Below are 8962 nucleotides of genomic sequence, written 5' to 3'. Positions count from 1 at the left end.
ACAAGAGCGAGATGTCGGTTGGCTACGCCACGCTCTATGGCGACATGAATGGCGGCTTCAATCCGATCAAGGACCTTTACAAGATGCAGGTCTACGCGCTGTCGCGCTGGCGCAACAGCCACGTGCCGCCGGGCGCGCTCGGGCCCTCGGGCGAGGTGATCCCGAAAAACATCATCGACAAGGCGCCATCGGCGGAATTGCGCGAGAACCAGACCGACCAGGATTCGCTGCCGCCCTATCCGGTGCTGGACGACATCCTCGAATGCCTGGTGGAAAATGAGATGGGTGTCGACGACATCGTTGCGCGCGGCCATGACCGGGCGACGGTGACGCGCATCGAGCACCTGCTCTACATCGCAGAATACAAGCGACGGCAGGCGGCGCCGGGCGTGAAGATCACCAAAAAGAATTTTGGCCGCGACCGTCGCTATCCCATCACCAACCGGTTCAGGGATCGCAGCTAGGTACCGAAAGCGCGCGCGGCGGTGCGGTCGGAGACAGCCATGCCCGATTGTGAGATCAGCTTCGACATGTCACGGATCGATTTCCGTGCGACATCGGACCTGTTGATGGCAAGCTATTGGGGCGCCGGACGCACTGATGAAGTCCATCGCCGCGCCTTTGCCAATTCGCGTTGCGTCGGCGCCTATGTCGACGGCAGGCAAGTCGGCTTCGGCCGCGCGATCACCGACCGCACGGTGTTCGCCTATCTCGCCGACATCATCATCTGGCCCGGGCATCGCGGGCAAGGCATCGGCAGCCGGCTCGTCCAGGCCCTTATCGATCATCCTGAAGTCAGGACTGTTTTCCACTGGAGCCTGTCGACCAGCGACGCACACGGCGTCTATGAGAAGCTTGGGTTCAAGCCATCGACCGATGGCCGCTACATGCGCTTGGATCGCATTCCTGAATGAGGCGCGCGGCTTGCTCCGTTGTTGCAAAATAATCGCAGTGGTTGGACCAGATACACTTTTGGCGTGAACTCGTCTTGGCGATGCATCGGAGCGTCTCTATAAGGACACCTCCGCAATTGTCTTGCGGGAGGTCCGAATGGCAGTATTTCACATGGTAATGCGAGGCCGCGAAGCCTAGGTCTCATCCGGCGCTCCGCGAAGGTTTCCCCTTCGTGCCGATGCCGGACCGAGCACAGGCTTATGCCGATGCCGATCGCCGCCCGATTTGGGCGATACGCCAAATATGCCACTCCGCTTCCGGGCACTCATTGGCTCTTGCGCGGCTTCTTCAATTTTCGACTTACTGGGATCGGGCTCGTTTGTGCCCGAATGACATCATGGCTCGTTTCAAGATCGATTTGCGCGCGAGCGCCTTTCGCAGCGTTCTTGGCTTCACGCTCACTCATTGGCGGCGTCAGCCCTGGCGGCTCTCGCTCATCATGGGCAGCTTCCTGCTGTCGACGCTGGCCGATGTGCTGACGCCGCTCTACTCCGGCCGGCTGGTCGACGCCGTCGCCAGCAGCGCCGGCGCCGACGCGATTGCCTGGAATGCCGCGATGACGGCGTTCTCGATGTTGATGGCGCTCGCGCTGGCCGGCGTCGTGTTGCGCAACCTGGCGTTCATGGGGATCGTCGAGCTGACTTTGAAGATGATGGCCGACATCGCCGCCGATGCTTTCCATCGCGTCCAGCGCTTTTCCACCGACTGGCATGCCAACAGCTTTGCCGGCTCGACCGTGCGCAAGGTGACGCGCGGCATGTGGGCGCTCGACCTGCTCAACGACACCATCCTCATCGCGCTGCTGCCGTCAATCGTCATGCTGGTCGGCTCGACATTGCTGCTCGGCTGGTTCTGGCCGTTGATGGGGGCGGTCGTTGCTGCCGGTTCGGTGCTGTTCATCACGGTGACGGCGCTGCTGTCACTTGGCTATGTCGCGCCGGCGGCAAGGCTCGCCAACACCTGGGATACCCGCCTCGGCGGCTCGCTGGCCGACGCGGTCAGCTGCAACGCCGTGGTCAAGGGCTTTGGCGCCGAGGAGCGCGAAGAACGCCGACTGGCCAAGGTCGTCGCCAAATGGCGTGCGCGCACACGGCGCACCTGGGTGCGCGGCACCATCAACGGCACCACGCAAGGGGTGCTGCTGCTGGTCATGCGCGCCGCGGTGATCGGCCTGGCGCTGATGCTGTGGTCGTGGGGGCAGGCGAGCGCCGGCGACGTTGCCTTCGTGCTGACCTCGCTCTTCGTGCTGCAGGGCTATCTCAGGGATATCGGCACGCATATCCGCAATCTGCAGCGCTCCATCAACGATATGGAAGAGCTGGTCGATTTCCAGTCCGAACCGCTCGGCATCGAGGACCGGCCCGGTGCCAAGCCGATCCGGATCACCGAAGGACGGATCAGCTTTGACAACGTCACCTTTCACTATGGCCATCACCGATCGGCGCTTTACCGCGACTTTTCGGTCGATATCGCGCCGGGTGAGCGCGTCGGGCTGGTCGGCCATTCGGGGTCGGGCAAGACGACCTTCGTCAAGCTTATCCAGCGGCTCTATGATGTGAATGCGGGGAAAATCCTGGTCGACGGCCAGGACATCTCGCAGGTGGCGCAAGCCTCGCTGCGCGGGCAGATCGCCATCGTCCAGCAGGAGCCGATCCTGTTCCACCGGTCGCTGGCCGAAAACATCGCCTATGCCAGGCCGAGTGCGACGCAAGATGAGATCGAGCATGCCGCGAAGTTGGCGAGTGCGCATGACTTCATCACCAGCCTGCCGAAGGGCTATGGCACGCTGGTCGGCGAACGCGGCGTGAAACTGTCGGGCGGCGAACGTCAGCGCGTGGCGATCGCGCGCGCCTTCCTTGCCGATGCGCGCATCCTGATCCTCGACGAGGCGACATCGAGCCTCGATTCGGAGTCGGAGGTGCTGATCCAGCAGGCGATGGAGCGGCTGATGGTCGGCCGCACGACGCTGGTCATCGCGCACCGGCTTTCGACGGTGAGGGCGCTGGACCGGCTGCTGGTCTTCGATCGCGGCAACATCGTCGAGGAAGGCTCGCATGATGAACTGATCCGGCTGAAAGGCGGCATCTACCGCCGCCTGTTCGAGCGCCAGGCATTGGAACTGACCAAGGGACTTGTGAGCTGAATTGAGGCGGCCTTCAGCTTCGGCCGGAGGCCGCCTCTGTCCGGCACTGTCAGCCCAGCGGGCTGGAGCAGGGCATGCGATCGCAAGGCCGCGGCCAACCCGCCGATCAGCGCATCGATGCTGGCCGACTTGATTTGCCTGTGAAGCCCTGTCCGGATAGTAAGTCTTGAGACCTCTGTTCATCATACTGACCGAGATACGTTGTTTCTACCATTGGTTGATATATATCCGATGGAGGGCAACCCACGGATGTTCTTCACGATGCATCTTTCTGCAAATGCCGAGGAGAAGTTGGCTGCGCCGTCAGTGCTGGAATCTCAGCATGGCTCGGTTCGGCCGCTGGCTGCCGAAGATCTTGAGCGCGTCGCCGCACTCTTCCTGACGAAGTTTCGCCGGCGCCGGCGTCACCTCCTCGATCGCGCGATCGCGGAAACGGCCGCGTATATGAGAGAGATTTACCTCGACCCTGCCGGCCAGTCCGGGGAAAGCAACGCTCTTGTCCAGATCAACCGGCACGGTCGTCTGGGTGGATTCCTCGGCGTTCTGAAAGCCCGCTACGAGCTCAATGGAGCGCCATTGAATGCGGCGATCATCGGGCCGCTCATGGCCGACCCCGGCACCGATGACGGCTCGGCCGGACCCCAATTGCTGCGTGCCTTGCATCAAGGCGAATTCGATCTGCAGCTGACCGATTCGGCCAACCGGACATCCTTGGCCTTCGCGCGCCCGATGAAGTACCAACTCCTCCCGGTGCATTGTCTGGGATGGACATATGTTTTCCGGCCGGCGGCGATGGCCGCCGCCGCACTGCACCGTAAATGGCCTGGCCTGCCTCGCCTTGTACTCGATCCATGCGCGAGAGCATTCGATGCTCTCGCCAAGAAAAGGTTCGAGCCACCGGTCCTCCATTCATCGTCGCATCGCACCCATCGTGAGCCGATCGATGCCGTTCAATTTGCCGAGAAGCTGCCGACCCTCCTGTCTGGTTACGCTCTTCGGCCGAGTTGGAAGGATGGGGAACTTGCACGGCTGCTTGCGCTGGCGGCCGAGAAGCGGGCCGACGGCCCCCTTCATTTCGGTGGGACCTACGACGAAACGGGCAAAATGCTCGGTTGTTATGCCTTCTATGGTCAAGCCGGCGGCGTGGCGAACCTGTTGCAGATCCAGGCATCCGGATTGCACTGGGGCGCGACGCTGGATGCGCTTGTCGCCGCCGCATGGGAGATGGGCTGCGTGGGCATCACCGGACAGACGCAGACCAAATTCATACCTCAACTCTTTGGCTACAAGAATGTCTTCTTCCGCTATGCCGGGGGAACAATGGTCCGCTCGCGGATCGCCGAGGTCACGGAAGCGGTCCGCTCCGGCGATATCTTTATCGGTGGATTGGTGGGCGACCGCTGGACCCGCCTCAGTTCCGATGATTTCGGCCGCTGATCGCCTTCAAGCGCTACAAACTTGGATTAATGGGTTCCTTCTGAGCCTTCGCCGACGCGTTGGCTGACGGAGCATCAAACGAAAAACCCGCCTGTGCGGCGGGTCGCTGGCGCAAATCAGCACCATAGCCAAATATGTACCATAGCTGAGGGCACCGAGTCAAGAAAAAATTCCTATCATGAAAAGCTTCCGGCACAAGATGGGCACCGCCGGCCTGGGCGCCGTCGGAGCGTCCACCGCCGGTCTTTTCATTCCAGCCGCCATGTTCTATGTCTGCCGGCCAGCGCGGGGGCGCGTCTTGTCAACCACAAAAGCATCCGGTACGCCCCGTTCATGACAGTTACCGTTCGTTTCGCCCCGTCGCCGACCGGCCGCATTCATATCGGCAATGCGCGCACGGCGCTGTTCAACTGGCTGTTCGCCATGAACAACAAGGGCCGATTCATCCAGCGCTTCGACGACACCGACATTGCGCGCTCGAAGCAGGAGTTTTCCGACGCCATCCTCTACGACCTGCATTGGTTGGGCATTTTTCCCGACGCCACCGAGTACCAGTCGCGACGCTTCGATATCTATGACGCGGCGGTCGAGAGGTTGAAGGCGGCAGGCGTTCTCTATGCCTGCTATGAAACGCCGGAGGAACTCGATCTCAGGCGCAAGGTGCGCCGCACGCGCGGCCTGCCGCCGGTCTATGGCCGGGAGGCGCTGACGCTGACGCACGAGCAGATCGCCGAGTACCAGGCCGATGGCCGCCAGCCGCACTGGCGTTTTCTCCTCCCCAATTTCTCAGGCGATCCACAACAGCCGGAACGCACCGAAATCCACTGGAACGACCTGGTGCGCGGCGAGGAAACCGTCGATCTGGCTTCGCTTTCCGATCCGGTCCTGGTGCGCGAGGACGGCACCTATCTCTATACGCTGCCTTCCGTCGTCGACGACATCGAGATGGGCGTCAGCCATGTCATCCGGGGCGACGACCACGTCACCAACACCGGCGTGCAGATCGCCCTGTTCCAGGCGCTGGCTGCCGAGCCGCCAGTGTTCGGCCACCATAATCTCCTGACCACCGCATCGGGCGAGGGCTTGTCGAAGCGCACCGGCGCGCTCTCGATCGAAAGCCTGCGCGAGGACGGCATCGAGCCGATGGCCGTCGCATCATTGGCCGTCCTGGTAGGCACTTCGGAGAATGTCGCGGCGGTACCGACGATGGGCGAACTCGCCGAACGCTTCGATCCGGCGGCGACATCGAAATCCGCCGCCAAGTTCGATCCCGACGAGCTGTTCGTGCTCAACCGGTCGCTGCTGCACCACATGCCGTTCACCGAGGCACAAGATCGTCTGATCGTGCTCGGCGTCTCCGGCGAGCAGGCCGAACCGTTCTGGATGGCGGTGCGCGGCAATCTCGACAGGCTGGCCGATGCGGTCAACTGGTGGCGCATCCTGCGCGAAGGACCGCAAGAGAAGCCGGAATTTTCCGATGAGGACCGCGACTTTCTTCGACAGGCGTTCGACCTGTTGCCGGAGGAACCCTGGACCGCGACGATCTGGAAGGACTGGACGGGCAAGATCAGGGAAGCGACCGGTCGCAAGGGCAAGGCGTTGTTCATGCCGCTCAGGACAGCCCTTACCGGACTGCCTTCGGGGCCGGAGCTTGCAGATCTATTGCCGCTGATGGGTCGGGTAGGAACGTTGGCCCGACGACCCTGACCTTGCGCTGTTCCGGCGGCAGCGCGGACACCGGCGACATCACCGGCTTGGCGGAAAGCCGCTTGATCGCCTCGCGGTCGAGCCCGCCTTCCTGATTGGCCAGCGTTTCGGGATCGGCACCTGGATCCGGTTTGGAGATCGGCACCGGAATGAACGGTGCGGAGTCCGTCTCGGGTTGCAACTGTTCCGGATTTTGCGGGTTGCCGGCGATGATCTGAAAACCCTGCGCGGCGGCGTTGCAGCCGCAAGCCGGCGGCCGCGACATATCGGGCTGCTTGTAGAGATAGGCGGTCGGCAATTCGCTGTAGGGCCGGCCGGTGACGGATGACGTCATCGAGGCCGAATCGTCGCCCATGCCGCGCGAATAGAAAACCTGCATCTCGGTGCCGGGGCAGCTCGATTCGCAATTCTTCTGGTCACGTTCGAAATCGCCTGCCGAGGCTGAGTTCGACATCGGGAAGAAGTAGCCGTCGCAGGTGCGCACACAGGAAGTGTGGAACTCACCGCCGACGCTCGGAAAATCGGGTATGCCGGGCTGGTTGAGCACACGGCGGACATTGCGCTCCTCGCCGGGATCGTCGGGCTGGTTGGGCTCATCAAGCATATCGAGCTGCTGGCTGTTGCCGCCAAAAAGCTGATCGAACAGGTTTGCGCTGCCGCCCTCGCGGTTGGCTTCCTGCAAAGGCGCCCGCTGAGGCGCAACGGCGTCGTCGCGGCAGCCATTGGCGTCAAGCGCCGCCAGGATGCGTCCGCGGTCGCGGCGCGAGCCGCCGCCGGCCAGCCGCTCGCGCTTGTTCTGCAAGGCGTCGAGATTGGCATTCATGCGATCGATGGTGGCGTTTAGCCCGGCGCATTGATTGAGGTTGCGGCCAAACAGCGAAAAGCCGCATCCGGCCCGGCTCGCCTGGCCGCGGGCTTTCGAAATCTGCTCATGCTGCCTGGCAATTGCGGAATCGTATTTCCGGATCAGCGCCGGACCGCCACCACCGCCGCGCGAGGACGCGGCAAGATCGGCTTCCAGCTGGCGGCAGACCCGCGAAGCAGCCTGTGGCTCGGCTACCCCCCAGGTTGCGGACAACAGGAGGCCAAGCAGCATGGCAGCATGCGCCTGCTTCCACCCTCCGCTTGCCATCCGCCCAAACTCCGCCTGCCAAATCCGACTGTTAGCCCGCAATGCTACCGTGTTCGCGGTTAACTGCAGTTTACCGCGAAATCCGTGTTCAGCCCAGATTGACGACCGCCTGTGCCTTGTGGGCGGCTTCCACGACGGCAAGCGCCGTCATGTTGACGACGCCGCGCGAGGTGACCGACGGCGTCAATATATGCGCCGGCATGTCCGTGCCGAGCAGGATCGGCCCGACGTGCAGCGCATCCATCATGGTCCTGAGAGCCGTCAGCGTGATGTTGGCCGAATCGAGGTTGGGGAACACCAGCAGATTGGCTTCGCCCTTCAGCCGTGAATGCGGATAGACGCGCTGGCGCAGATGCTCCGACAGAGCGGAATCGGCGTGCATCTCGCCATCGCATTCCAACTCTGGGGCAATGCGCGCCAGGATCGCCGCCGCTTGCCGCATCTTCAGGGCGCTGGGCGAATCGCGCGAGCCGAAATCCGAATGCGATAGCAGCGCTGCCTTCGGCTCGATGCCGAAGCGCTGGATTTCTTCCGCCGCCAGCACCGTCATCTCAGCGATTTCTTCCGCCGTCGGATCGACGGAGACATGCGTGTCGGTCAGGAAGATGATGCCGCGCTGCGAGATCAGCATCGAGAGCGTCGACAGGTCGCGATCCTTGACGCCGGTGCGCGGGCCGATGATCAAGGTGACGTTGCGCAGATGCCGCTCGAAGCGCCCTTCAAGGCCGCAGACCATGGCGTCGGCATCGCCGCGTTTCAGCGCAAGTGCTGCGATCACCGTGTTGTCGGTGCGGACCATGGTGCGCGCGGCTTCCGTCGTGACGCCACGCCGGCCGGCGAGTTCGATCAAAAGGTCGACATAGTGGCGGTAGCGCGGATCGTCTTCCGGGTTGATCAGGCCGAAATCGACACCGGGCTTGATGCGCAAGCCGTAGCGTTTCAGGCGCACTTCGATGACGTGCGGCCGGCCGATCAGGATCGGCTCGGCGATGCCTTCTTCGAGCACCACCTGGGCGGCGCGCAGCACGCGCTCATCCTCGCCGTCGGCATAGATGACGCGCTTGGCGCTCGATGCCTTGGCGGACGAGAACACCGGCTTCATCACCAGGCCGGAGCGGAAGACGAAGCGGTTCAGCTTGTCGATATAGGCGGCGAAGTCGGTGATCGGCCTTGTTGCGACACCGGTGTCGCAGGCGGCCTTGGCGACCGCGGGCGCTATGCGCAGGATCAGGCGTGGATCGAAGGGCGAAGGGATCAGGAATTCAGGGCCGAAGATCGGCGTCTCGCCGGAATAGGCGCGGGCCGCGACATCTGAAGGTTCCTCGCGTGCCAGCGCTGCGATTGCCCGCACCGCCGCCATCTTCATCTCCTCATTGATGGCGCTGGCGCCGCAGTCCAGCGCGCCGCGAAAGATGTAAGGAAAGCACAGTACGTTGTTGACCTGATTGGGAAAATCGGACCTGCCTGTGCAGATCATCGCATCGGGACGCGCCGCACGCGCCGTTTCCGGCATGATCTCCGGATTGGGGTTGGCCAGCGCCAGGATCAGCGGTTTTGGCGCCATGTGCTCAAGCAGTTCCGGCTTCAGC

Annotated in this window: 7 protein-coding genes; 5 read left to right on the top strand and 2 right to left on the bottom strand. The window is 62.9% G+C overall.

Annotated elements, in window-relative coordinates; genetic code table 11:
* From nadE to gltX, 5 genes are all read left to right on the top strand, one after another.
* Positions 1 to 464 (top strand): NAD(+) synthase (nadE, locus tag EOC06_RS26185; protein ID WP_128309139.1); only part of this gene is annotated, 464 nt, incomplete at its 5' end.
* 39 nt (positions 465 to 503) lie between these two features.
* A complete protein-coding gene (locus tag EOC06_RS26180) occupies positions 504 to 914 on the top strand; it encodes a GNAT family N-acetyltransferase (RefSeq protein ID WP_128309138.1) in 411 nt (136 codons plus the stop codon).
* A gap of 377 nt (positions 915 to 1291) precedes the next feature.
* A complete protein-coding gene (locus EOC06_RS26175; RefSeq protein WP_127382679.1) occupies positions 1292 to 3097 on the top strand; it encodes an ABC transporter ATP-binding protein in 1806 nt (601 codons plus the stop codon).
* A gap of 249 nt (positions 3098 to 3346) precedes the next feature.
* Positions 3347 to 4534, top strand: coding sequence for a hypothetical protein (locus tag EOC06_RS26170; protein WP_236382810.1), 1188 nt, complete (start codon positions 3347 to 3349; stop codon positions 4532 to 4534).
* Between the two features lie 333 nt (positions 4535 to 4867).
* Positions 4868 to 6241 carry a glutamate--tRNA ligase gene (gene gltX / locus EOC06_RS26165; RefSeq protein ID WP_128309137.1) on the top strand — a complete coding sequence of 458 codons (1374 nt, stop codon included), beginning with the start codon at positions 4868 to 4870 and terminating at the stop codon, positions 6239 to 6241.
* On the opposite strand, the gene EOC06_RS26160 is transcribed toward gltX, so the two are convergent.
* Both EOC06_RS26160 and EOC06_RS26155 read right to left on the bottom strand, forming a co-directional pair.
* Complete coding sequence (locus EOC06_RS26160) at positions 6159 to 7373, bottom strand: DUF2865 domain-containing protein (RefSeq protein WP_127382677.1); 1215 nt, start codon at positions 7371 to 7373, stop codon at positions 6159 to 6161. The genes gltX and EOC06_RS26160 overlap by 83 nt on opposite strands.
* 88 nt (positions 7374 to 7461) lie before the next feature.
* The coding region (locus EOC06_RS26155) for a phosphate acyltransferase (protein ID WP_281062113.1) at positions 7462 to 8962 on the bottom strand (1501 nt) is incomplete at its 5' end.

Source organism: Mesorhizobium sp. M7A.F.Ca.MR.362.00.0.0 (assembly GCF_004023175.1).
GTDB lineage: Bacteria > Pseudomonadota > Alphaproteobacteria > Rhizobiales > Rhizobiaceae > Mesorhizobium.
This window is presented reverse-complemented; position numbering and strand designations above follow the sequence as displayed.

What these genes read in the sequence shown, in the direction of transcription:
- EOC06_RS26170 (WP_236382810.1), top strand. Translation starts at nt 3,347, where the DNA reads ATGTTCTTCACGATGCATCTTTCTGCAAATGCCGAGGAGAAGTTGGCT.
- EOC06_RS26160 (WP_127382677.1), bottom strand. Translation starts at nt 7,373, where the DNA reads ATGGCAAGCGGAGGGTGGAAGCAGGCGCATGCTGCCATGCTGCTTGGC.
- EOC06_RS26180 (WP_128309138.1), top strand. Translation starts at nt 504, where the DNA reads ATGCCCGATTGTGAGATCAGCTTCGACATGTCACGGATCGATTTCCGT.
- EOC06_RS26175 (WP_127382679.1), top strand. Translation starts at nt 1,292, where the DNA reads ATGGCTCGTTTCAAGATCGATTTGCGCGCGAGCGCCTTTCGCAGCGTT.
- gltX (WP_128309137.1), top strand. Translation starts at nt 4,868, where the DNA reads ATGACAGTTACCGTTCGTTTCGCCCCGTCGCCGACCGGCCGCATTCAT.